Genomic DNA, 22,083 nt, shown 5'->3' on the forward strand with positions numbered 1-22,083 from the left:
TCACGCTCCAGGCACGGCCCCGTCGCCGATGTGGCAACGGGTGGCGCGAGTCTCGACGCCGGTGCGCTGGCGGTAAGTGGAAATGATTTTTTCCTCCACGCGAGTCGCCGCCGCAGAATCCACCGCCGCCACGATCGCGCCGCCAAATCCACCGCCGGTGAGTCGCGCACCATGCACGCCAGGCTGGAGCTGAGCGAGCGCCACGAGGAGATCGAGCTCCGGCGTGCTGTTCTCGAAATTCACCCGCGAGCTCTCGTGCGACGCAGCCATCAATCGCCCGAAAGCCGCGATATCTCCCGATCGGAGATGCTCCACCGCCGCGAAAACGCGCTCGTTCTCGCCGATCACATGGGCCGCGCGCCGGCCGACGACATCCGGGAGGTTTGCCGCCGCAAGCTGCGCGGACGTGGCGTCGCGCAGCGCCGGCACGCCCAGGAGCCGGGCCGCCTCGAAGCATTCGGCGCGACGTTCGTCATATTCTCCGCCGGTGAGCGCATGCGGCACTCCCGATTGCACGACGAGCAGTTCGATGCCTTCGGGAAAGGGAATGCGCTCCACGGTTTCCGCCCGGCAATCCAGATAAATGGCGTGCTGCTTCTGGCCGAACACCGAAGAAACCTGGTCGAGGAGACCGCAGCCGACGCCGACGAATTCATTCTCCGCGCGCCGCCCGAGCTTCGCGATCTCCAGCGGAGTCATCTCGAGTTTGAAAAGATCCTTCAGGAAGACCGCGGTCGCGATTTCCATCGCCGCGGAGCTGGAAAGGCCCGTGCCCACCGGAAGCGTCGCCGAGAATTCCGCCTTGAAGCCGCCGATCTCGACGCCGCTGGCGCGCAGAGTCGCGACGATGCCGAGCGGATAATCGCTCCAGGCGCCCGCACGCTTCAGCGGCTTGCCCGCCGGAATCTTCACCTCCGGAAACCCCGCGCTCGCCAGGGAGATCGCGCCATCCTCCGTGCGCTCGCCCTTCACCGTCACGCCCAGATCGAGCGCCGCGGAGAGGACGACGCCTTCATTGTAATCCGTGTGATTTCCGAGCAGTTCGACTCGGCCGGGAGCAAACGCAGTAAACATAAAGTCCGCGAGGCTAGAACGACATCCGCCCGGCGACCAAGTCCGATTGTTCGCAGGGCGATCTTTTCTTGCGACAACCCGGCCACTTTGCGACCCTCAAGCGAACCTCATCCGAAAGGAATCTTACCCATGTCCGAAAGCACCAACGAAGAGTCCGTCACGGATCCCGTGAACACCGCCAACGAAAAGTTCGAAAGCGGGACCGCCCATGCCAAGGCCGCCCTCGAGGAAACCACCGCCGCCGCGAAGGAAGTCTTCGAAACCGGCAAGAAGCGCGCCCAGACTGCCGTTGCCGCCAGCCGCGAGCATCTCACCCATGCGGCCAAGGACATCGGCGAAGCCGCCGGCGCCAAATATCAGGATCTCCGCACCCAGGCCACGATCAAGGCCGAGGAATACAAGGGCAAAGCCCAGCAGGCCTACTCCGGCGCTGCGGCCAAGGCCCAGAATCTCCAGGGCGATACCGAGCAATACATCCGGGACAATCCGCTTCAGGCGGTCGGAATTGCCGCGGCAGCGGGCTTTCTGATCGGCCTCATCATGCGCCGATAGGCGCCGTTACCCTGACCTCGACGTCCGGATGACTCATCCTGCTTCACCCGGGCCCGCTGGCGCGGAAACGCGCGGCGTCGTCGCCCAGGCGATGCGGCTCTTCAGTTCGCTCACGCGTCATCTTCAATCCCTCGTCGCCCTCGCGGGCCTCGAGGGGCGTGAAGCGGTCGGCCTGTATGTGCGCGCCGCCATTGCTCTCGGCGTGGCTCTCTTCTGCGCCGCCTTCGGCTACGTTTTTCTGATTCTCGCCGTGGCCTTCGCCCTCGATCGCTTCCTTCACGTCGATTGGATCTGGATCGCGTCGGGATTTGCCGTTCTGCATCTCCTCGGTGCCGCGATCGCCGGCTTCCTCACGAAAAAATTCTTCACCACGCCCGTCTTCCGCGGCACTGCGGAGGAAATCCGCCGCGATGTGGCCGCCCTGCACAGCGCCGGCGCCACGACTGGCACTCAACCTCCTCTGATGTAATGACCGCCGACGACCTCCGCCAGGAAATCGCCGCAAGCCGGCGCGCCATTCAGGCCGACTACGTGGGCCTGCGCTACGAACTCGACTTCGCCACGAAGGCAAAGCGCGCCGTCGTCGAACACCCCGGCCGCTGGCTCGGCGGCGCCGCCCTTTTCGGTTACCTCCTTTCCGGTCGCCGGCACAAAAAGCCAGCCAAGGCGCGCCACAAGAAGGATGAAGCCGAACCCGTCAAGCGGCTTACCATTGTCGGCGTCATCCTCACCGCCGCCCGCATTTTGTTCCCGGTCGTGAGGCCTGCCCTCACATCTTTCGCGCTCCGCAAGATCTCGGACTACGCAGGCCGCCGGTAGTAGCCGTCCGGCCCGGCGGAATCGAAACGGATTGCCAGAGGCCGCATTTCCGCGGAATTTCTTGGCTTTCCCGCCTTCGTCGTCTTTCTTCACCGCCGCCTCATGTCCAGCCAGTCCCATGCTCCCTTTTCTTCGCCCGGCTCCGGAGCTCCCATGACTGAGGGGCCGCAAAAGAGCGTGGGGGTAATCGGTGGCGGCCCCGCCGGACTGACCGCAGCCTATCTGCTCGCGAAGGCCGGCGTCGCCGTGACGGTTTACGAAGCCGATCCGGAATACGTTGGCGGCATTTCCCGCACGGCGCGCTACAAGGGTTTTCACTTCGACATCGGCGGCCACCGCTTCTTCTCCAAATCGCAGGAAGTCGAAGATTTCTGGGACGAGATTCTGCCCGACGACATGCTCGTCCGCCCGCGCTCGTCCCGCATCTACTACCGCCGCAAGTTCTTCTCCTACCCGCTGCGTCCCTTCGAGGCGCTCATGAATCTCGGCATCTTCGAGTCGATTCTCTGTGGGCTCTCCTACGCGAAGGCCCAGGTTTTTCCGGTAAAAAACCCGCGCAACTTCGAGCAATGGGTCAGCAACCAGTTCGGCCAGCGCCTGTTTCGGATTTTCTTCAAGACCTACACCGAAAAGGTATGGGGAATGCGCTGCGAGGACATCTCCGCCGACTGGGCCGCCCAGCGCATCAAGGGGCTTTCGCTCGGCAAAGCCGTGTTGAGCGCGCTGCTTCCCAAGCCGAAGAGCGCCGACCGCGGAGCCGTCGTCAAAACGCTCATCAACACGTTCCGCTATCCGCGCAAGGGCCCCGGCATGATGTGGGAAGCCTGCGCCGCGAAGATCGAAGCCCTCGGCGGCAGGGTCGTGATGGGCCGCCGCGTCACCGCCCTCACGCAGGAACCCGGCAGCACGCGCTGGGCGCTTATTACCGAGGACGCCGACGGCCAGAGCGAGACCGCCACGTTCGACCACGCCATCTCGACCACCCCCATTCGCACGCTGGCCCGATTGATCTCCCCCGCGCTGACCGCGCCAACCCTCGAGGCCGCGGCTTCGCTGAAATATCGCGACTTCCTCACCGTCGTCCTCATCCTCAAGTCTAAGGCGTCGTTCGACGATAACTGGATCTACATCCACGAGCCCGGTGTGAAGGTCGGCCGCATCCAGAACTTCCGCTCGTGGTCGCCCGAGATGGTGCCCGACCCGAATGTCTCCTGCCTCGGCCTCGAATACTTCTGTTTCGAGGGAGACCAGCTCTGGAACTCCACCGACGAGGAACTCATCTCCCTCGGCAAGCGCGAGATGGAGTCGCTCGGCCTCGCCCGTGCGTCGGAGATCGTCGATGGCTGCATCGTGCGCCAGCCAAAGGCCTATCCGGTCTATGACGACCAATACGCCGCGCACGTGGCGACGATTCGCGCCGAACTCGACGCCCGTTTCCCCACGCTCCACCTCGCCGGCCGCAACGGCCTCCACAAATACAACAACCAGGACCACTCGATGATGACCGCCATGCTCGGCGCGAAAAACATCCTCGCGGGCAAAAAGGTTTACGACGTGTGGGAGGTCAACGAAGACGCCGAATACCACGAAGGCGGCTCCGCCGGCTCGCAGTCCGTGAGCGGCCTTCGCCAGACGCCCACTCGCGTCGTCGCCGAGTGAACGCTCGAGTCGGCACCGCGCTCTTCTTCGCCGCCGCGCTCGTCGGCATGATCGCCCTCGCGCTGGGCGCGGAGCTCAACCACGACGAGCACCAGTTCGTCGCCTCAGCCGCGCTTCTCGCCCGTGAGGGCCTGCTGCCCTACCGCGATTTCCCGTATTTCCACACGCCGAACCTCGTCGGAATCTACGCGCTGCTTTTCCAGCTCACGGATCACCTCCTGCTCGCCGCGCGGCTGTTTTCCATGGTCTGCGCCTGGCTTTCCGGCCTCGTTCTGTTCGGCTTCGCATGGCGTCGCAGTTCGAGCATCGCCTTCGCACTTGGCGTCGCCGCGCTGTTCCTGACGAATCCCGTTGTCGTCTACACGTTCCCCAAAGCCTGGAACAATTTCCCGCCCGTGCTGCTGCTCCTGCTCGCGTTCGTGAGCCAATGCCGTGGCGCGCGAACCGCCCACGTTGGCTGGTTTTTTGCGAGCGGACTTTTCGTCGCCTTCGCCGCCGGCACGCGCATTTCCTTCGCCCCGCTCGCGCTGCCGTTTCTCGTCATGGCGTGGTTCACGCCCGGAAAATGGCGCACCGTCGCCGCCGCCCTCGCCGGCATGTTCCTCGCGTCGATTCCCGTGTTCTTCTTCCTCGCGATCACGCCCGGCGAATTTCTCTTCGACAATCTCGTCTACAACGGCCGCGTGAACGCCGCCTATCGGCTCGCCTCCGGCGACGAACGCTCCGCCCTGGCCGCCAAGGCCTTCTTCGTCGCCAAGACCCTCGTCAACCCGGGCAATCTCGCCCTGTTCGCCGCCGGCCTGTTCGCCCTCTGGCAAGTCGCCCGCCGCTACCGCTCCGATTACGCCGTCGCGCTGCTTCTCGCGATTCTGCCCTTCGTGCTGCTCGGCGTCTTCGCCCCCACGCCATCGTATACCCAATACTACTCCGTCCTCGCTGCCGTGCTCGCCCTTGCCGTGGCAATCGGCCTGAAACCGCGACCGATCTGGCCACTCGCCGCCGCCGTGGGGCTGAGCCTGATCGCCTCCCTCGTTCAGCATTTCACCATGCTTACCCGCTTCGCCTCCGGAAAATGGACGCCGCTCCAGCTCCATGCAAAAGGCCGCGCCGTGCCTGCCGAGGCCGGTCCCGGCCGCATCCTCACGCTCGCACCGATCGTCGCATTGGAAGGCGGCTCGGAAATTTACGGGGCGTTCGCGACCGGCTCGTTCGCGTGGAGAACCGCACCCTATCTTTCGGAGGAAGATCGCCGCCGCCACGGATTCGTTGCACCGCCGGACCTTCCCGCCTTGCTCGCCGCGCAACCTCCGGCTGGCATCCTGCTCGGCTACGACAAAGAGCGCGAAGAAGCCCTGCTCAACTACGCAAAGACCCACGGCTACCGCCGCGTCAAACTCCCGGACAAAATCAATCTCTGGCTGCCGCCGGCGGCTGCCCCGGGGAATTCATCGCCCTAGGAATCGATCGGGGGCGCGAGGTATTCGATCTGCTGCACCTTCGTGGCGAGAATTTTCCACTTCCCGCCATCCAGCCGCAGCAAATGCTCGCCGGTCACGCGATTGTCGCGAAATCTTGTCTCGGGCGACCGCCGGCGCGTAACCTGAGCGTAGCCCACGCGCACCTCCCAAGGGCCGCTGCCCGCCACGTGGCATTGCTCGAGCGTGTAGGAAAGATCCAGAGGTCGCACCTGTGCGAAGATCGCGTCCATCTGCCCGTAGAGCGGATTCTGGGGATGCGTCGTCGCCCTCGCCAGATCGGCATTGCCCTCCGCGAACGCCCGCACATTTTCCCGAACCACTTCGAGCGCCCGTTCGTCCGGCGGACGATGGCATCCGCTCAGCAACAGGCAGGCGATCACTCCTCCCACCCAGGCCATTCTTCGTCCCGCAATCACCGCCCCTGTCTCGCACGCTTCGCACCCTGATGACAATTGCGATCCGAGGGACTTGACGCCTCGCCCGGCGCAAAGTAACAGCCCACTGCAACCACCATGTTCCCCGTTCGCCCCTGCCCGGCCTTCCCAGTTTTCTGGGACGCGCTGCCGCCGACAAAATCATTTGTCGACGTCGCGAACTCCGCTTTATTTCCCTCTCCCCTTTGATTCCTTCCCGTGAGTGATTCCCCTCATCCGCTGCTCGAGCACGTCGATCTTTATCTGAACGTTGGCAAGGAGCACGACGCCTCCGACATTCACCTCAGCGTCAACTCCCCGCCCATGTGGCGACGCTACGGCGTTCTGCAACCGATCTGGGACGACGCCCCGCTCCTCACCCCGGAGGATACCGAGCGACTCGCGATGGGCTTCCTCACGCCCGCCCAGAAGCATCACCTTTCCGACATCGGCGACGTCGACTTCGCCTACCAGAACGACTTCGGCCGTTTCCGCGCGAGCGTCGTGCGCCAGCGCCTCGGCATCGATCTCTGCTTCCGCATCATCTCCACCTCGCTGCGGACCATGGACGACCTCGGTCTGCCGAACGCCGTCAAGCTCCTCACCCAATACCAGAACGGCCTCGTGCTCGTGACTGGCGCCGTCGGCAGCGGAAAATCCACGACGCTCGCCGCCCTCGTGCAGGAGGTGAACCGCACTCGCCACGACCACATCATCACGCTCGAGGATCCGGTCGAATACATCATTCCCTCCGCCAGCTGCCACGTCACGCAGCGCGAAGTCCACACTCACACCAAGTCCTTTGGCGCCGCTCTCCGTGGCGCCCTTCGTGAAGATCCGGACATCATCATGGTCGGCGAAATGCGCGACCTCGAGACCATCTCGCTCGCCATCACGGCTTCCGAAACCGGTCACCTCGTGCTCGGCACCCTCCACACCGCAAATGCCGCCCGCACGCTCGATCGCGTGCTCGACGTCTTCCCCACCGACCAGCGCGACCAGATTCGCATCATGGTCAGCGAATCGCTCCGCGGCATCGTCTCCCAGCAGCTCGTCCCGCGCGCCGATGGCCAGGGCCGCGCGCTCGCCCTCGAGGTCATGGTGAACAATCCCGCCGTGGCAAACCTCATCCGCGAATCCCGCACGTTCATGCTCCCGGGCGTCATTCAGACCGGCAAGCGCCTCGGCATGAAACTCATGGACGACTCCCTCATCGAACTCTTCGAAGCCGGCATCATCACCGCCGAGGAAACCCTGGCCCGCGCCGAGCAGAAAGCCGTCGTCCGCCAGGTCGTCGGACTCTAATTTCTCCAAAATCCCAACCCCCGCAAACCCGTGGCCTACATCGATCAATTCTTCCAGGTCCTCATCGACGCCGGCGCTTCCGACCTTCATCTCGCGGAAGGCCAGCCTCCCAAGATCCGCCGCCACGGCGAGATCGTTCCCATTCGAGAGGAGATCCTCGAGCGCGACGAGGCCACCCACATGCTCAGCGAGATCTGCTCGCCCAAGCGCTGGGAGACCTTCGAGCAAACCGGCGACCTCGACTTCGCCTACGAGATGAACGAGGAAGCGCGCTTCCGCTGCAACTACCTCAAGCAAACTCAGGGCTATGGCGCGGTCTTTCGCCTCATCCCGACGAAAATCCTGACCCTCGAGCAACTCAAGGTGCCCGAAGTGATCAAGGAATTCGGCAAGATGCGCGCCGGCCTCGTGCTCGTCACCGGCCCCACCGGTTCGGGCAAGTCCACGACGCTCGCCGCACTCATGGACTTCATCAACACGAACTACTCCCGCCACATCGTCACGGTCGAGGAGCCCATCGAATTCGTTCACAAGAACAAGCGCAGCATCATCACCCAGCGCGAGGTGCCCGAGCACGCGAAGTCCTTCCCCACCGGCCTCAAGGCCGCCCTGCGCGAGGACGCCGACATCGTGCTCGTCGGCGAAATGCGCGACCTCGAAACGATCTCCCTCGCCCTCACGGCCGCCGAAACCGGCATGCTCGTCTTCGGCACCTTGCATACGAACAACGCCCGCAAGACCGTCGACCGTATGATCGACGTGTTCCCGTCCGACCAGCAAGCGCAGGTCCGCACCATGCTCGCCGCCTCGCTCCGCGGGGTCATCGCCCAGCTTCTCATGAAAAAAGCCGACGGCAGCGGACGCGTCGCGGTGAACGAGATTCTCGTCGTCAACAGCGCCGCCTCCGCGATCATTCGCGAGGGAGCCACCCAGAAATTACAGGATGTCATCGTCGGCGGTCGCGCGGAAGGCATGCAATTCATGGACGACGCCATCTGGACTCAGCTCCAGCAGGGCGTGGTCAACCCGCACGAGGCCTACATGAAGGCCATCGACAAGGGCCGCTTCAAAAACTTCCTCCCGCCTGAGGAAGCCGACCTCGCGAACTCCGCCGGCGCGAGCGAAAGCGACATCCCGACAAAGCCGCAAGCCCCGCAGCGGGGATATCGCCCCCCGGGCGCATAGTCGAAGATTACCCGCTCCGGCAGCGTCCCGAAGTTTGCCCCGGAGCGCCGGCACCGATATTCCATTTCCGTGCCGCGCATCCTGGTCATCGACATCAGTAATTCCTTCACGAAATTCACCGTCGCCCGACGGGGAAAACTGGGGCGAGTCCATCGCCTCCCGACCCGGGAGCTCTCCACGGCTCGATTTCGCACGGAGATCGCCTCGTTGAAATTCGATCGGGCTGTTCTCAGCTCGGTCGTCCCTCGCCGTAACGCCGCCATCGAGCGCGCCCTCGGCTTCGCCCCCATCGAGGTCAATCATCGCGCCCCGCTCGGCATTGCGATCGACTACCCGAAGCCCGCGAGCATTGGCGCCGACCGGCTCGCCAACGCCGTCGCCTGCGCCGCGTTGCACGGAACTCCCGCGATCGTGGTGGACTTCGGCACCGCCGTGACCTTCGACGTGATCTCGGAGGCCGGCAGCTATCTGGGCGGCGTCATTGCCCCCGGCCTGAGCGCGATGACCGAATATCTGCACTCCCGCACGGCGCTGCTTCCCCGCATCCAGCTCGTCGAGCCCCGCCGCGCCGTCGGCAAATCCACCCGCGAAGCCATGCTGGCCGGCGCAGTCTACGGCTATCGCGGCCTCATCCGGGAAATCGTCGGCCACATCACCGAGGAGGCGTTCCCCGGCGGATCGCCGCACATCGTCGCAACGGGCGGTGACGCGAAAGTCATCGCCCGCGAAGTCCCGCTCTTCACCGCTGTGGATCCCCTGCTCACTCTCCAAGGGCTGCGGATCATCGGCGAACGCGCCGCCTCCTAATACTGCGAGTCCGAGCTCGGGTAAGAGCCGCGCGGTGGCGGTTGCAACCGCGAACCCGAAGCCTCCCGGTCGGATTGGAAGTAGAAATATTGCACCGGCAGGGTGATCAGATCGAGCGGCAGCACGAGGGGCACGAGCGCGTAATAACCCGGGGCCGGATCATAGGGCCGCCCGCGTGGCTGCGTTGGCGGCGTCGTTCCCTCCGCGTGCGCAATCATGTCCATCGTCATGCACGAGGTCTGGAGCGTGGCCGTCGCGAAGGCGAGCGCGGCGATCGGGAGGATCTTCATGGTCGGAGACGTTCGACGCATCCCGGGCACGATTCAAGGCGGAACCCCTCGAGAACTTTCGGAGATGCAGCCTTGACACCCCGCGACTGACCGCTAGTCTCTTCCCTCCGATCCATTTTCAAGGAGCGCATATGGCACACACCGAAGTCATTCTCACCACCAATCTCCAGCCCCTCGGCGCCGAAGCGGATATCGTTCGCGTCCGCCGCGGCTATGCGCGCAATTTCCTCGTTCCGCAGGGCAAGGCCCTCGAAGTCTCGAAGGGTGCGCTGCGTTCGCTGAATCATCTCAAGCAAAAGCGCGCCGAACGCGAGGCCCGCGAAGTCACCGCCGCCGAGGAGCTCGCCTCCCGCATCAACAAGCTCAAGCTCACTCTCGAGCTCGAGACCGGTTCCCAGGGCAAGGCCTTCGGTTCCATCACGGCCAAGGACCTCACCGAGAAGCTTGAAGCGGAACTCAAGGACGTCACCCTTCCCAAGCACGCCGTCCAGCTCGAGAAGGGCATCAAGGAAAGCGGCGAGCACGAGATTTCCGTCCGCCTGCATCCCGACGTGACCGCGAAGCTCAAGGTTACCGTGGCCGCGCACTCCGACAAGGACATCGCCGCCGAGGAAGACGCCGACCGCAGCTAAGCACCGATTTCTGAATGCCCGATTCTCAGGCTAGTCTGCCGGAGAATCCCCCGTCGTTCGACGGGGACGCGAAATCCGGAAAGCGCGCCCGCAAAGGGGATTATCCCCAAAAACAGGCGAGTTATTTACCGGATATTCACAGAACACTCCCGCAGAGTCTCGACGCCGAAAAAGGCGTTCTCTGTTCCGCCCTGCTCTCGCCCGGCAACGTGCTCGGCGAGTGCATCGAGCGGCTGAGCGAGATTCACTTCTATCAGCCGGCCCATCAGATCATCTACCGGGAGATGATCACGCTGCAGAACGCAGCCAAGCCGGTCGACTTCATCACGCTCACCCAGGCGCTCAAGGACAAGGGCGAGCTCGACAAGGCCGGTGGGGCTGCCGCGATCTCGGAGTTGTTCACATTCGTGCCAACCTCGAGCAATGCCGATTACTACATCGATATTGTCCGCGAGAAATTTCTCCTGCGGCAGCTGATTCAGACCTGCACGGAATTCGCCGGCCGCGCCTACGACGAGCAGGGCGAAGTGAAGGTCCTCCTCGACGAAGCCGAGTCCAAAGTGATGCAAATCGGCGAGGAGCGCTTCAAGGGCGTGTTCGCCGACATGCGCACCGAGGTAATGAGGGCGATCGAGAACATCGAGAAGCTTTACAAGAACCGCGGCGGACTTTCCGGCCTCTCCACAGGTTTTAAGAAGCTCGACGAAATGACGAGCGGCCTGCACGGCGCGGAAATGTTCGTCGTCGCCGCCCGTCCTTCAATGGGCAAGACCGCCTTCGCCATGAACATCGCCGAGCACGTCGCGGTGAACTGCAACAAGGCGGTAGGCGTGTTCAGTCTCGAAATGAGCGCGAACCAGCTCGTCCAGCGTCTGCTCTGCTCGCACGCGCGCGTGAACCTCGGCCACGTCCGCGACGGCTTCCTCTCCCAGCAGGACGTCAACAAGATCACCAAGACCGCCGGCGTCCTTTCGAAGAGCCAGATCTACATCGACGACACCGCCGGCATCAGCGTTCTCGAGTTGCGCGCGAAGGCCCGCCGCATGAAGGATCGCCACAACATCGAGCTGATCGTCATCGACTATCTTCAGCTCCTGCGCTCGACGACGAAACGAGGCCAGGACAACCGCCAGATCGAAATCGCGGAAATTTCCAACGGCATCAAGGCGCTCGCCAAGGAGCTCGATATCCCGATCATCGTTCTCGCGCAGCTCAATCGTAATCCCGACGCCCGCACCGGCAATGCGAAAGGCCGCCCGCGCATGAGCGACCTGCGCGAATCCGGCTCCATCGAGCAGGATGCCGACGTCATTGGCCTGCTCGTGCGCTCCGAGGTCTATGAGGATGACGAAGACGAGAAGAAGGAGAAAGCCGGTGAAGCGACGCTCATCATCGCAAAGCAGCGTAACGGCCCGGTCGGCGACGTCCCCCTGACCTTCCTCAAGGAGTTCACGCGTTTCGAGGATCGCGCGGACGCCCCGTCGGACGACTCGCACTAACCCCCTTCAATCGCCAGGGACTACGCCAGCTCGCCGGGAAAGTTTGCGACCAGCGCTTCGCGGACGCGTTCGATCGGAAGTCCCACGACGTTCGAGAACGATCCCTCGAGGCATTCGATGATGCGGCCGTCATCCTCCTGCGCCGCGTAGGCGCCGGCTTTGTCGAGCGGGTCGATCGAGGCGAGGTAAGCCTGAATTTCCTCCGCGGAGAGGCGCTTGAACCGGACGCGAGTCACCTCGTGAAATTTGACCATCGCCGTGCGCCCCCATTCGACCAGGCACACGCCGGTGATGACTTCGTGCACGTGCCCGACCAGGCGGCTGAGCATCTCGAAGGCGTGGTCGTGATCGCGAGGCTTCCCGTAAACGTCGCCCTCGAAGACGACGATGGTATCCGCCCCGAGAACGATGCGGTCCGGCCGGGAAAGCGCAATCGACATGGCCTTGAGCTCCGCGTTCGCCAGAGCGAGTCCATACGGTGGCCCGTCGGCGACGGTCAGCTCCTCGACATCAGTCGGCTCGCAAACGGCCTCGATCCCAGCCTCGGCAAGCAATTCCCGGCGGCGCGGCGAGCCCGACGCCAGCACGAGCCGGGAGGCGGACACTCGTTCGATCGACTCGCTCAAGCGATCTCGTCGTCTCCGGCGAAGCCGACATCCTCACGCAGCGAATCCAGACGGCGACGCATGTCGCGCTCCGAGGACGTGCGATGGCTGAGGCGATCGTAGATACCGGCCACGAAGGGAATCACCGCGGCGGCGCCGGCGCCGATCAGGACGATGGCCGCGCGCTGGCGGGCCGTGGTCTCGAGCTTGTCGGCAACGAGCAGTCCCACTCCGAGGCCGACGGCGACTTGCGACAGGGCACTGAGGCCAGTGACGGGAAGGTTTTCGCCGAACTTGGAAATGGGAAGAGACGCCATACGTCTCGCAACTTAGGAGCGAGGTATGGCATTTTCAATGGCAAATGAAACGCGCCCTTGGCATCGATCCCGGAGACGTTCGCGTGGGCGTAGCCATCAGTGACGAACTCAAATTTCTCGCGCATCCGCTCGAGACGATCGACGTTCGCCGCACGCCGGCCATCGCCCGCATCCGCGAACTCGTCACCAGCCGCGATGTCGACGCGATCGTGATCGGCCTGCCGCGCAACATGGATGGCTCCCACGGGCCCGCCGCCGAGAAGGCCGCCAAATTTATCGACGCCCTGCGTGCCGCGATCAACGATCCCGCCGTGCGCATCATTGGCCTCGACGAGCGCATGACCACGCTCTCCGCCCAGCGCTCGCTGCGCGAGGCCGGCCGCAAGGCTCACGAGCAGAAGAACATCATCGACCAGGCGGCAGCGCAGGTGATTCTGCAAAGCTGGCTCGACGCCCAGGCCGGCGGCCTCTCGAGCCTTTGACCGTGCGGCTGAAACTGACCATCGCCTACGACGGCGCGCCTTTTTCGGGCTGGCAGAGCCAGGCGGGCGGCAACACCGTCCAGGATCTCATCGAGGGCGCCCTCCTCAGGATATCCGGCACGAAGATCACGCTGCATGGCTCCGGTCGCACCGATGCCGGGGTTCACGCGCTCGGCCAGATCGCGCATTTCGATGCCCCGGCCGACTCCCGCATGCCAGCCGATGCATGGCTCCGCGCGCTGAACGCCACCCTGCCTCCAGCGATTCGCATTCTTCGGTCCGTCCGCACCCGGACAAATTTTCACGCGCGCTTCGCCGCCAGGGGAAAAATTTATCGCTACGAGATGGATACCCGGCCCGTGCTGGCGCCATTCCGCGCAGGGCGCGCCTGGCATTTTCCCCACGCGCTCGATCTCGACGCGCTGCGGGATTCGCTGCAGCTTTTCGTCGGCACGCATGACTTCCGCGCCTTCGCGGCAAATCGCAGCACTCCGGTCACCGATCCGGTGCGCACGATCGATTCCATCCGCCTCACCACCACCAGCTCGGGACTCGCGCTGACGTTTCACGGCAACGGCTTCCTCTATAAAATGGTCCGCATGCTCACGGGCGCCGGCGTGCGGGTCGCGCAGGGGCGCGATTCCGCGGATCGAATTCGCACCCTGCTCGCCGCGCCCACCTCGGGGCACTGGACCTATGTCGCCCCGGCGGACGGCCTGTATCTCGTGCGCGTGCTCTACTGAGCGGCGACCGTCTGCGGAGCGCTGATCACCACGGCGTGGGCCTGGTAGGCGACCTTCACGTTCGCGAGCTGGGCCACGTAATCGAGCACGCTGGTCACCGGCACGCCCGAAAGCTGGAGCGTGATCAGCTTCTCGCGGCCGTAGTCCGAGGAGAACATCCGCACGATATTGAGGGTGGCATGGCCGCCGGTTTGCTCCGCGACAACCTTGGGCAGAAAGTCCAGCACCGTGGTGAGCGAGGTGTCGCGGAAGTCGATTTTCGGAACAATAACTCCCTCCATCTGCTTGCGCAGGTCAACGTTCTTCGGCTTTTCCGCCGCGATGCGCTGGAGATACAGGGCCGCGGGCTGATTGCCCGGATCGGCCGCCAGCACCTCCCGGAAAAGCTTCTGCGCCTGCTCGAGATTGCCGCCGCTATACGCCCGCACGCCGCGCGCGTAAACCTGCTGCACCGACTCGGCCTGCGCCACCGACGCAGCGACCGTGAGAAAAACGACGAGGGGGAACCACCGTTTCATGCGGACATGCTACGCCCAACCACCGCATTTGCAAAGGCCATCACTTGAACCCTCGCGGTATTTTGCTAGCCTGCGCGCGTGCGCAAGCTGCTTCCCGCCGGTGTTCTCCCGGTCCTTCTGTTTTTTGCGGCGATCGCCAACTTTCTCCCGGTCGCTCACTCCGAAATGACCGACGAGCAGAAGCGCGCCCTTTTTCTCCGCTCGCGAGAGGACATTCGTCCCGTTCCCCGCGCCACCTCGACGCCGAAGCCCAAGCCCACTCCGGCCAGCCGTTCGACCCCAAAGCCGAAGCCGCGCAGCACCCCTCGTCCGACCCCGGACGAGGAGGAAGAGCCGGCAAGCACGCCGCGGCCGAAACCGAAAGCCACTCCCGAAGAAGAAAAAGAGTCGGAGACCGAGAAACCCACGCCCACTCCAAAACCGACCCCGACACCGCGGCCCACCACCACTCCCAAACCCACGCCGACACCGCGGCCCACGCCGACACCGCGGCCCACGCCCACTCCGGAGCCGACGGTCGACCGCAAGGCCGACGAGAAGGCCAGCGCGCCGATTGTCATCGAAAAATCCGGCAAAGCCGAGGACGAGGGTGAGATTCCTCCGCCGAAGAAGCAGGGGTGGTCCCTCTTCGGTGGTGGCCCGAAATACACTTACCTCACGCCCGCAGTCCGCGCCGCCATCGACAACGCGAAGGTGAAGCGCAACCGCTGGAAATACATCATCGTGCACAACAGTGGAACGCGGCAGGGCAACGCGAAGGCGTTCGACGCCTACCACCGCAATGTGCGCCACATGCAGAACGGTCTCGCCTACCACTTCGTCATCGGCAACGGCCATTCCTCCGGCAACGGCGAGATCGAGATCGGCAGCCGCTGGACCCGGCAAATCAACGGCGGCCACGTCGCCAGCGACTATCTCAACAATATCGCGCTCGGCATCTGCCTCGTCGGCGATTTCAACCGCGACGTGCCGACGAAGACCCAGCTCGCCGCCCTGCAGGAACTCATCACCTACCTCCGCAAGCGCTGCGGCAAGGTGAAGGGCAAGGACATCATCGTGCGCGGCCACAAGCAGATCAACCCCAAGCCCACCGACTGCCCCGGCGACCGCTTCCCGCTGAAGTGGCTGAATCGCACCTTCAAGGATTGATTGCCCGCCAGAAGCGACCAAACGGCCCGCCGCTTCGTATCCCCAGTATGAAAATCGGCATCACCGGCGCCCGGGGATTCATCGGCGGCCATCTCGCGAAGCTCGCCCGCGAACACGGCCATCAGGTCGTCTCGTTCTCGCGGCATCCCGAGCCGCTTCCCGGATTTCTCGAGGCTCGCCCATTCTCCCTCGACACGCCTCCGGATGTCTCCGGTCTCGGCGCCCTCGTTCACCTCGCCGGTGAAAGCATCATGGGCCTGTGGACTCCCGCCAAGAAGCGCCGCATCCGCGAGAGTCGCGTGCAGGGCACCCGCCGCGTCGTGGAAGCCATCGCCGCCGCGCGCTCCGGCCCCTCGGTCTTCATCTGCGGGTCCGCCATCGGCTTTTACGGCGACACCGGCGAGCGGGAAGTCTCCGAGGGCAGCCCGTCCGGCACCGGCTTCCTCGCCGATGTCTGTCAGTCCTGGGAAGCCGAAGCCCGCGCCGCCACGATCCGCACCGTGCGTATTCGCACCGGTTTCGTCCTCGGCCGCGACGGCGGCGCGATGCAACTCGTCGCCCCGGCATTTCGCCTCTGCCTCGGCGGCAACCTCGGCGACGGGCGCCAGTGGATGTCGTGCGTGCATGTCGACGACGTCGCCGGCCTCATCCTCCACGCGATCGAGAGCGAGTCCATCGAAGGCCCACTCAACGCCGTGCTGCCCGATCCGGTGCGAAATGCCGATTTCACGCGCGCCGTTGCCCGCGCCGTCCATCGCCCTGCCATCATTCCGGCGCCCGCATTTGCCCTGAAAATCGGCCTCGGCGAGCTATCCCACCTCCTGCTCGACAGCCAGCGCGTCGTGCCGACGGCCACGCTCGCATCCGGATACCGCTTCCGCCACCCGACCCTGGAGTCCGCCGTCGCCGCAGCCGTCCGCAGCTAGCGCCCGCGGGTTTTCCATTCGCATGGCCCGAAACTTGCGATCACTCTGCGCCCCATGTCCTCTCCGCAAAACATCATCGCAATCGTTTACGATTACGACCAGACCCTCAGTCCGAACTACATGCAGGAGGAGGCGATCTTCCCGCACTTCGGCATCAACTCGAAGAGCTTCTGGGAAAAATGCGGCGAGCTCGTGCAGGGCGAGGGTTACGACAATGAACTCGCCTACATGAAGGTGATGCTCGACTACCTCGGGATGGATCGCCCGACGAATGCGCAGCTGCGCGAGCTCGGATCGAAGCTGAATTTCTATCCCGGCCTGCCCGAGATGTTTTCGGAGTTTCAGAGCGGCCTGCTCACCGCGGAGCACGAGGCGCACGGCATCACGGTCGAGCACTACATCATCTCGTCCGGCATCAAGGTGCTCATCGAAGGCAGCCGGCTCGCGCCGTTCGTGAAGGCCATCTTCGGTTGCGAGTTCGCCGAGGACGCCCACGGCCAGATCACCTTCCCCCGCCGCGTCATCAGCCACACCCAGAAGACGCAATATCTCTTCCGCATCAACAAGGGGATGCTCGACATGTCGCAGGACGTGAACGACCACATGCCGGCCGAGCTGCGGCCCGTGCCGTTCCAGAACATGGTCTACGTCGGCGACGGGCCGACCGACGTGCCCTGCTTCACCGTGATGCGGCGCAATGGCGGCCAGGCCATCGCGGTCTATAATCCCGAGGACCCCACGCGCTCGAGCTTCAAGAAGTGCTACCAGCTCTGCGTCCACGCCGACCGGGTGAAGAACATCGCCCCCTCGGATTTCCGTCGCGGCAGCCACCTGCGCCTCCTGCTCGAAGAGATGGTGCACGAGGTCGCCGACCGCATCGTCCAGCGCCGCCGCTCGGACATCGAGGCTGGCACCGTTCGCGCTCCGAAATTTTAGAGCCTACGGCTCGAGCGTCGGATCGCCGCCCGGCAAGCCGTCGAGAGCCTTCGACGGGATCACGCAGATTTCCGGGCTTTCGTCGATGCGCACGAAGAGTTCGTCGCCCTTCCGCGCGCCAATATGCACCGTCGCCACCGCGCGGCGGCCAGCCGTGGTCTCCGGGGTGTTCTCCGACAGCCACGCATCGAACGCGATTTCGCCCGACGGCGTGGCCAGGCCGGCCGTGCGGAGATTTTCCTCCGTGATCGGCAGGTAGCGACTGACCTTTGCGCCGCTCAGATTCTTCACGACGCGTTCGACGACCTTGTCCTTGACCACACGGCCGTTCGACTTCCAGTCGTCGCCATCGCGCGCGATCGTGCGCTCTTTCGCACCATCGCGCAGGCGAATCGCATCCACCGTATCGAGGTTCAGGTCGAGCAGATGCCGGTCGCGCAGGTTATCGGGATCAAGCGGCAGCAAATCCCACGCTTTCACGGGAAGATGGTAGATGCTGTCGCGGGCGGTAAACTGCGCGAGCACGGTCTTCACGCCCCCGCGGTCCTCCTCCGCACCGATCCGCAGCGCGATCGGCCGCGCCTCGTCCTCGACCTGCATCACGAGTTCGGCCCTCGGCCCGCCCAGGCCATACGCGCTCAGATCGTCGGAATCGTCGGCGACGAAATCGAGAATTTCGAGACCGAGCAAATCCCCGAGCAGCTTCTCAACGGTCGCATCGTCCGCTCGCGCCCGCAGCGGACGCACGATCTCCCAGCCCCGGCCGCCTCGCTCCAACGCGATCTCGCCGCCCGCTCGGCGAATGGAAAACTTGTCGATGCGGTCCGGCGTGAGATTCGTGAGCCGACGGTCGCGAAAATCCTGGGCATTCCGAAACGCGAGGCGCTGCAACTGGTCGCTCACGACAAAGACGTCGTTCGAGTCGGCCCGGCGCACGTAGATACGGCCGTCGCTCGCCGCTTCCTTGCCGAAATAGAGCGCCGGCGCGCCATCGCCGATGAGGTCCAGCTGGCTCTTCGGATTCTCGAGACCGTAGGTGTCGAGATCGTGCGCGTCCCTGAACTCGGAGGCCTTGATCACGTCGAAGACGCGCAGACGCGCCGCAGCCTCGAGCAACTGGCCCACCATCTTCGGCGAGGCCACGTCCTTCGGCTTCGGGCCAATCCACCAGCCGGCATCCCGGCGCTCGAGTTCGTAGCCGTCGTCCCCGGCGGCAACGCGAATCCCCGTGATGGCTCCGGGATTGATCTGCAGCACGAAATCCTTCGTGGCCTCGGCCTCGCGCGTGCTTTTCCAATGCGGCTCGACGAGCAGCAGAAACAGCCCCGCCCCGAGCGCAAGCAGCACGAGCAGAATGGTGGCGACCCTGCTCATGCACGGCGGCGCAGTCCCATGATGATGCCCAGCAGCGCGGCGGCCGCGGGAATGAGGACGAGCACGTAGAGCGCGATGGAGCGCAGTTGGGCCTCGGTGAGGCTGAGCATGTAATTCGTGATGGCGCGCGGCGCTACGCCGGTGAGCTTCGAGCGACCCTCGATCATGCGGTTGATCACGCTCACCATGAAGTCGAGATTGCCCTGGGTGGCGGTGTCGGCAAGCGCGGCATCCTCGATGAACGCGCTGTTGCCGACGACGACCATGCGGGAGGCTGCGATGTCGGTGCGCTCGTCCCGTGCGCCGCCTTTTTCGGCGGAGGCGGCAATGATGACCGGCTGGCCGGTGTCCACCCCGTCGTCGTAGCGCACGCCCTTCTTCTCGGCATCGAGGTAATCGACTTCGCCCCAGTATTGCTCGGCGGCGAGGATGAGCGGACGCACCTGAATGTCCCCCCGCGGCGCGGCGGCGATATCGAGGAAGAGCGACGAAGTTCCTCCGACGAAATAGGCGTTCACGCCGCCGAGCCGCTTCGTAATGGGGCTGTCGGGCATGAAGATGCCCGCCACGCGGTATTCGATGCCGAGCAGGTCGGGCTGCGTGACCGAACGCACGGTGACGAGCACCCTGTCGTTGCGCGGGAAGATGCAGGCGGCGTTGAGCAACTTGCGGAGGTTCGGCGTGTTCGTGCCGGGACGAATCAGGACGACGATGCGGCCGTTGTCCTGCCAGTATTTCTCGAGGATCTCGAGCTCGCGGGAGGAGATGTCGTATTGCGCGCCGACAATGCAGATCGCGTCGGCGTCCTTCGGAATGGCGTCCGCGGCGGCGAGATTCAGGCCGAACGACGCCGCGTTCTGGCGCGTAATGAAATCGTTGAGCCGGGTGAGATCGGCCGGGGGCACCTCGCCGTGGCCCTGGAGAAAATAAATGCGCGACTGCTTCGGATTCAGCAGCTCGATGAACGCGGCGGTGAGCACGGCCTCGCCCTTGAAGGCCTGCAGGCGCGGGGGTTCGCCGGCCGCCATGCCGCTCATGTCGAAATCGCCGAGCTCCCGGATCGGGATGAATTTCGTCCGGCCATCGTAGTCGAGGATGAGCCGGTTCTCGTCGTCGTTGAATTTGTATTTTGTCTGAAGTTCCCGCGCCCGGGAGACATCGCGCGTCGGGTCGACCCATTCGATCTTGAGATTGTCGCGGGCCGAGAACTGGACCTCGGCGAGAAGATTCTCGAGGTCGCCGGCGAGCGAGGACTCCAGCGTGAGGCTGCTCGCCGAGAAATAGACGATGATTGTGGCGGGCTTGTCGAACTGCCGCAGCACCTGCTTCGTCTGCTCGGCGAGGGAAAACCGCTGCGAACGGGAGAAATCCCAGCGCTGGAAGTAATTGAAGCCAATGTTGTTCGCGACGATCACGAGGAACACGACGCAGATCGCCTGGATGACGACGCCGAAGCCGATGCCAGTGCGCGAGAAGCTGGCTTTCGCCGATTTTTTCGATTTGGCCATCGGTCAGACTTTCCAGCGGCGGTATTGAAATACCTGATACGTGAAGAAAAGCACCATGCCGGTGAGGCTGAGATAAAACACCACCGGGCGCGTATCGAAGAGCCCCTGCGAGAATTGCGCCATGTGCTGAATCGGCGAGACGTAGTCCGTCACATCGCGCAGCACCTGGCCGACGCTCGGAAACACCCGCGAGAGATAACTCCAGAGGAAGGGCAGCACGATCATCGCGAAGGACATGATCGCGGCGACGATCTGATTCCGCGTGAGGGCGGAGGTGAAGCAGCCGAGCGAGATGTAGAAAAGCCCGAGCAGCAGCAGCATCGCATACGCGCCGAAGTAGCACCCGGGCGACGGTGCCGCCTGCAGGCCGGTCTGCCATTGGAAGACGGCGAAATAGAGCAGGCTCGGCAGCCAGAGGATCGCGTAGAAGAAGACGGCGCTGAGATATTTCGCGAGCAGCACCTGGATGTCGCGCACGGGCGCGGTCATCAGCGGCTCGATCGTGCCGAGCTTATATTCCTCGGAAAACAGGCGCATCGTGATGAGCGGAAACGGCAGCACGAAGCCAAACCAGAAAAAGACGGTATTGAAATACGCTTCGAAGACCGAGACGAAGGCCGGGCTGCGATTCATCGCGTTGAGCACGGACCAGAAATTGAAGCCCGTGAGCAGGAGGAAGAAAAACAGGATCACGTAGGCGGCGGGCGACCGAAAATACACGGCGACCTCACGGGACCAGAGGGTGAAAAACTTGCGCATGGGGCGGCTATTCGTCCGGGTGAGTGATTTCGGTGAACACGTCCTCGAGGGTGACGCGGTCGCGGCTGAGCTCGCGCACCGGCCAGCCGAGGCGAACCGCCGTGGCGTGAATCTGCTCGCGGGGATCCGCGCCGGGTTCGATGCCAAGGGCGAAGAGCGTCCAGTCACCCTCGGGCATCGCCGACGCGGTTTTCACCCCGGGCAATTCCAGCAGGACGGCCTTTGCCTTTTCCTCGTCGGGCACGCGGGCCTCGAAATGGACGTCGCCGGTCGCGCGCAGGCGAGCGCGGAGGTTTTCCGGTGCATCGGAGGCCTCGATGCGGCCCTTGTTGATGATGATCACCCGAGAGCACGTCATCTCGACCTCGGGCAGGATGTGCGTCGAAATGAGGATCGTGTGGTGGCGGCCGAGATTCTTGATGAGTTCGCGGACCTGCCGAATCTGGTTCGGGTCGAGGCCGATCGTGGGCTCGTCGAGGATGAGCAGGTCGGGCTCGTGCACCATGGCGTCGGCGAGGCCGACCCGCTGCCGGTAGCCCTTCGAGAGGTTGCCCACGAGCTTGCGTTCCACGTCCTTCAGCGCGCAGAGGTCCATCACATCGCCCACGCGTTCCTTCATGCGGCGGCCGCGCACCCCCTTCAGCGAGGCGCGGTATTTGAGATATTCGACCACGCGCATGTCGTTGTAGAGCGGCACGCTCTCGGGCATGTAGCCGATGCGCTCCCGGGCACGGAGCGAATCCTTGAACACGTCGTAGCCCGCGATCTCGGCCCGACCACTCGTCGGCGGCAGGTAGCACGAGAGCATCTTCATCGTCGTGCTCTTGCCGGCGCCATTCGGCCCGAGAAAGCCAACGATCTCACCCTTGCCGACCTCGAAACTGATGCCATTGACGGCGGTGAAGCCGGCGTAGCGCTTCGTGAGGTTCTCGACTTTGATCATGGGGCGGGTTGAAGAGCTAAACGCGGATCCGGCAAAATTTCCAGATTAACAGACCGGGCAGAAACGTAGACGCTCGTCGGGGTTAGACAAGTTTCGGCTCACGCCGCGTC

At 64.1% G+C, this 22,083-nt stretch carries 25 protein-coding genes; 15 read left to right on the top strand and 10 right to left on the bottom strand.

Translation table 11 applies throughout. The features are described 5' to 3' along the window. A complete protein-coding gene (galK, locus tag VIM61_14065) occupies positions 1 to 1,074 on the bottom strand; it encodes a galactokinase (protein ID HEY8901534.1) in 1,074 nt (357 codons plus the stop codon). Positions 1,075 to 1,203: 129 nt separating this feature from the next. On the opposite strand from galK, the gene VIM61_14070 reads away from it, so the two are divergent. The 5 genes from VIM61_14070 to VIM61_14090 all read left to right on the top strand — a co-directional run bounded on the left by VIM61_14070 (position 1,204) and on the right by VIM61_14090 (position 5,561). Next, positions 1,204 to 1,626, top strand: a complete 423-nt coding sequence (locus tag VIM61_14070) for a hypothetical protein (GenBank protein HEY8901535.1) — start codon at positions 1,204 to 1,206, stop codon at positions 1,624 to 1,626. A gap of 28 nt (positions 1,627 to 1,654) precedes the next feature. After that, complete coding sequence (locus tag VIM61_14075; protein ID HEY8901536.1) at positions 1,655 to 2,095, top strand: phage holin family protein; 441 nt, start codon at positions 1,655 to 1,657, stop codon at positions 2,093 to 2,095. Beyond that, complete coding sequence (locus tag VIM61_14080) at positions 2,095 to 2,445, top strand: hypothetical protein (GenBank protein ID HEY8901537.1); 351 nt, start codon at positions 2,095 to 2,097, stop codon at positions 2,443 to 2,445. The genes VIM61_14075 and VIM61_14080 overlap by 1 nt, the downstream gene beginning before the upstream one ends. 153 nt (positions 2,446 to 2,598) lie before the next feature. Continuing rightward, positions 2,599 to 4,104: an NAD(P)/FAD-dependent oxidoreductase gene (locus tag VIM61_14085; GenBank protein HEY8901538.1), complete on the top strand. Its 1,506-nt coding sequence runs from the start codon at positions 2,599 to 2,601 to the stop codon at positions 4,102 to 4,104. Next, positions 4,101 to 5,561, top strand: coding sequence for a glycosyltransferase family 39 protein (locus VIM61_14090; protein ID HEY8901539.1), 1,461 nt, complete (start codon positions 4,101 to 4,103; stop codon positions 5,559 to 5,561). Before VIM61_14085 ends, VIM61_14090 begins: the two co-directional genes overlap by 4 nt. On the opposite strand, the gene VIM61_14095 is transcribed toward VIM61_14090, so the two are convergent. After that, entirely contained in the window at positions 5,558 to 5,980 is a 423-nt protein-coding gene (locus tag VIM61_14095; GenBank protein HEY8901540.1) for a hypothetical protein, read from the bottom strand. The genes VIM61_14090 and VIM61_14095 overlap by 4 nt on opposite strands. A 234-nt stretch (positions 5,981 to 6,214) precedes the next feature. On the opposite strand from VIM61_14095, the gene VIM61_14100 reads away from it, so the two are divergent. The 3 genes from VIM61_14100 (at position 6,215) to VIM61_14110 (ending at position 9,292) form a co-directional block, all read left to right on the top strand. Beyond that, a complete protein-coding gene (locus tag VIM61_14100; protein ID HEY8901541.1) occupies positions 6,215 to 7,300 on the top strand; it encodes a PilT/PilU family type 4a pilus ATPase in 1,086 nt (361 codons plus the stop codon). Between the two features lie 30 nt (positions 7,301 to 7,330). Next, positions 7,331 to 8,485 carry a PilT/PilU family type 4a pilus ATPase gene (locus VIM61_14105; GenBank protein HEY8901542.1) on the top strand — a complete coding sequence of 385 codons (1,155 nt, stop codon included), beginning with the start codon at positions 7,331 to 7,333 and terminating at the stop codon, positions 8,483 to 8,485. 69 nt (positions 8,486 to 8,554) lie between these two features. Beyond that, positions 8,555 to 9,292: a type III pantothenate kinase gene (locus VIM61_14110; protein HEY8901543.1), complete on the top strand. Its 738-nt coding sequence runs from the start codon at positions 8,555 to 8,557 to the stop codon at positions 9,290 to 9,292. Here the strand turns inward: VIM61_14110 and VIM61_14115 are convergent. After that, on the bottom strand, positions 9,289 to 9,582 hold the full coding sequence (locus VIM61_14115; GenBank protein HEY8901544.1) for a hypothetical protein: 294 nt from the start codon (positions 9,580 to 9,582) through the stop codon (positions 9,289 to 9,291). The genes VIM61_14110 and VIM61_14115 overlap by 4 nt on opposite strands. Before the next feature lie 131 nt (positions 9,583 to 9,713). Here VIM61_14115 and rplI point away from each other — a divergent pair, with 131 nt between their 5' ends. Then, the gene (gene rplI / locus VIM61_14120; GenBank protein HEY8901545.1) at positions 9,714 to 10,214 is read left to right on the top strand and encodes a 50S ribosomal protein L9; all 501 of its coding nucleotides are present in this window, start codon (positions 9,714 to 9,716) and stop codon (positions 10,212 to 10,214) included. Positions 10,215 to 10,228: 14 nt separating this feature from the next. Then, a complete protein-coding gene (dnaB, locus tag VIM61_14125) occupies positions 10,229 to 11,713 on the top strand; it encodes a replicative DNA helicase (GenBank protein ID HEY8901546.1) in 1,485 nt (494 codons plus the stop codon). A gap of 20 nt (positions 11,714 to 11,733) precedes the next feature. Here dnaB and VIM61_14130 read toward each other — a convergent pair whose 3' ends face one another. Together VIM61_14130 and VIM61_14135 are read right to left on the bottom strand one after the other, a co-directional pair. After that, positions 11,734 to 12,339: a Maf family protein gene (locus VIM61_14130; protein HEY8901547.1), complete on the bottom strand. Its 606-nt coding sequence runs from the start codon at positions 12,337 to 12,339 to the stop codon at positions 11,734 to 11,736. After that, complete coding sequence (locus VIM61_14135) at positions 12,336 to 12,635, bottom strand: hypothetical protein (protein ID HEY8901548.1); 300 nt, start codon at positions 12,633 to 12,635, stop codon at positions 12,336 to 12,338. Before VIM61_14135 ends, VIM61_14130 begins: the two co-directional genes overlap by 4 nt. A gap of 44 nt (positions 12,636 to 12,679) precedes the next feature. Between VIM61_14135 and ruvX the strand changes: the two genes are divergently transcribed. Both ruvX and truA read left to right on the top strand, forming a co-directional pair. Further along, positions 12,680 to 13,117: a Holliday junction resolvase RuvX gene (ruvX, locus tag VIM61_14140; GenBank protein ID HEY8901549.1), complete on the top strand. Its 438-nt coding sequence runs from the start codon at positions 12,680 to 12,682 to the stop codon at positions 13,115 to 13,117. A gap of 2 nt (positions 13,118 to 13,119) precedes the next feature. Next, positions 13,120 to 13,860 (top strand): tRNA pseudouridine(38-40) synthase TruA, encoded by a 741-nt coding sequence (gene truA / locus VIM61_14145; GenBank protein ID HEY8901550.1) that lies wholly within the window; start codon positions 13,120 to 13,122, stop codon positions 13,858 to 13,860. On the opposite strand, the gene VIM61_14150 is transcribed toward truA, so the two are convergent. After that, positions 13,854 to 14,378, bottom strand: coding sequence for a hypothetical protein (locus VIM61_14150; GenBank protein HEY8901551.1), 525 nt, complete (start codon positions 14,376 to 14,378; stop codon positions 13,854 to 13,856). The genes truA and VIM61_14150 overlap by 7 nt on opposite strands. Before the next feature lie 78 nt (positions 14,379 to 14,456). Here VIM61_14150 and VIM61_14155 point away from each other — a divergent pair, with 78 nt between their 5' ends. Genes VIM61_14155 through VIM61_14165 form a run of 3 tightly spaced genes read left to right on the top strand, consistent with a single transcriptional unit; the run spans position 14,457 to position 17,389 of the window. Beyond that, positions 14,457 to 15,527 carry an N-acetylmuramoyl-L-alanine amidase gene (locus tag VIM61_14155; GenBank protein ID HEY8901552.1) on the top strand — a complete coding sequence of 357 codons (1,071 nt, stop codon included), beginning with the start codon at positions 14,457 to 14,459 and terminating at the stop codon, positions 15,525 to 15,527. A 47-nt stretch (positions 15,528 to 15,574) separates the two neighbouring features. Then, a complete protein-coding gene (locus VIM61_14160) occupies positions 15,575 to 16,453 on the top strand; it encodes a TIGR01777 family oxidoreductase (GenBank protein ID HEY8901553.1) in 879 nt (292 codons plus the stop codon). Positions 16,454 to 16,507: 54 nt separating this feature from the next. Continuing rightward, the gene (locus VIM61_14165) at positions 16,508 to 17,389 is read left to right on the top strand and encodes an HAD family hydrolase (GenBank protein ID HEY8901554.1); all 882 of its coding nucleotides are present in this window, start codon (positions 16,508 to 16,510) and stop codon (positions 17,387 to 17,389) included. Positions 17,390 to 17,392: 3 nt separating this feature from the next. On the opposite strand, the gene VIM61_14170 is transcribed toward VIM61_14165, so the two are convergent. Genes VIM61_14170 through VIM61_14185 form a run of 4 tightly spaced genes read right to left on the bottom strand, consistent with a single transcriptional unit; the run spans position 17,393 to position 21,973 of the window. After that, positions 17,393 to 18,763 (bottom strand): DUF4340 domain-containing protein, encoded by a 1,371-nt coding sequence (locus VIM61_14170; protein HEY8901555.1) that lies wholly within the window; start codon positions 18,761 to 18,763, stop codon positions 17,393 to 17,395. Continuing rightward, the gene (locus VIM61_14175; protein HEY8901556.1) at positions 18,760 to 20,271 is read right to left on the bottom strand and encodes a Gldg family protein; all 1,512 of its coding nucleotides are present in this window, start codon (positions 20,269 to 20,271) and stop codon (positions 18,760 to 18,762) included. Before VIM61_14175 ends, VIM61_14170 begins: the two co-directional genes overlap by 4 nt. Before the next feature lie 3 nt (positions 20,272 to 20,274). After that, a complete protein-coding gene (locus tag VIM61_14180; GenBank protein ID HEY8901557.1) occupies positions 20,275 to 21,030 on the bottom strand; it encodes an ABC transporter permease in 756 nt (251 codons plus the stop codon). A 7-nt stretch (positions 21,031 to 21,037) separates the two neighbouring features. Further along, positions 21,038 to 21,973 carry an ATP-binding cassette domain-containing protein gene (locus VIM61_14185; GenBank protein HEY8901558.1) on the bottom strand — a complete coding sequence of 312 codons (936 nt, stop codon included), beginning with the start codon at positions 21,971 to 21,973 and terminating at the stop codon, positions 21,038 to 21,040. Between the last annotated feature and the right edge of the window lie 110 nt (positions 21,974 to 22,083).

Source organism: Chthoniobacterales bacterium, from assembly GCA_036569045.1.
GTDB lineage: Bacteria > Verrucomicrobiota > Verrucomicrobiia > Chthoniobacterales > JAATET01 > JAATET01.

Bases quoted from the DNA above. Each gene is read 5' to 3' on its own strand.
- galK (HEY8901534.1), bottom strand. From the start codon at position 1,074: ATGTTTACTGCGTTTGCTCCCGGCCGAGTCGAACTGCTCGGAAATCAC.
- VIM61_14070 (HEY8901535.1), top strand. From the start codon at position 1,204: ATGTCCGAAAGCACCAACGAAGAGTCCGTCACGGATCCCGTGAACACC.
- VIM61_14075 (HEY8901536.1), top strand. From the start codon at position 1,655: ATGACTCATCCTGCTTCACCCGGGCCCGCTGGCGCGGAAACGCGCGGC.
- VIM61_14080 (HEY8901537.1), top strand. From the start codon at position 2,095: ATGACCGCCGACGACCTCCGCCAGGAAATCGCCGCAAGCCGGCGCGCC.
- VIM61_14085 (HEY8901538.1), top strand. From the start codon at position 2,599: ATGACTGAGGGGCCGCAAAAGAGCGTGGGGGTAATCGGTGGCGGCCCC.
- VIM61_14095 (HEY8901540.1), bottom strand. From the start codon at position 5,980: ATGGCCTGGGTGGGAGGAGTGATCGCCTGCCTGTTGCTGAGCGGATGC.
- VIM61_14115 (HEY8901544.1), bottom strand. From the start codon at position 9,582: ATGAAGATCCTCCCGATCGCCGCGCTCGCCTTCGCGACGGCCACGCTC.
- rplI (HEY8901545.1), top strand. From the start codon at position 9,714: ATGGCACACACCGAAGTCATTCTCACCACCAATCTCCAGCCCCTCGGC.
- dnaB (HEY8901546.1), top strand. From the start codon at position 10,229: ATGCCCGATTCTCAGGCTAGTCTGCCGGAGAATCCCCCGTCGTTCGAC.
- VIM61_14135 (HEY8901548.1), bottom strand. From the start codon at position 12,635: ATGGCGTCTCTTCCCATTTCCAAGTTCGGCGAAAACCTTCCCGTCACT.
- ruvX (HEY8901549.1), top strand. From the start codon at position 12,680: ATGAAACGCGCCCTTGGCATCGATCCCGGAGACGTTCGCGTGGGCGTA.
- VIM61_14150 (HEY8901551.1), bottom strand. From the start codon at position 14,378: ATGAAACGGTGGTTCCCCCTCGTCGTTTTTCTCACGGTCGCTGCGTCG.
- VIM61_14160 (HEY8901553.1), top strand. From the start codon at position 15,575: ATGAAAATCGGCATCACCGGCGCCCGGGGATTCATCGGCGGCCATCTC.
- VIM61_14165 (HEY8901554.1), top strand. From the start codon at position 16,508: ATGTCCTCTCCGCAAAACATCATCGCAATCGTTTACGATTACGACCAG.
- VIM61_14170 (HEY8901555.1), bottom strand. From the start codon at position 18,763: ATGAGCAGGGTCGCCACCATTCTGCTCGTGCTGCTTGCGCTCGGGGCG.
- VIM61_14175 (HEY8901556.1), bottom strand. From the start codon at position 20,271: ATGGCCAAATCGAAAAAATCGGCGAAAGCCAGCTTCTCGCGCACTGGC.
- VIM61_14180 (HEY8901557.1), bottom strand. From the start codon at position 21,030: ATGCGCAAGTTTTTCACCCTCTGGTCCCGTGAGGTCGCCGTGTATTTT.
- VIM61_14185 (HEY8901558.1), bottom strand. From the start codon at position 21,973: ATGATCAAAGTCGAGAACCTCACGAAGCGCTACGCCGGCTTCACCGCC.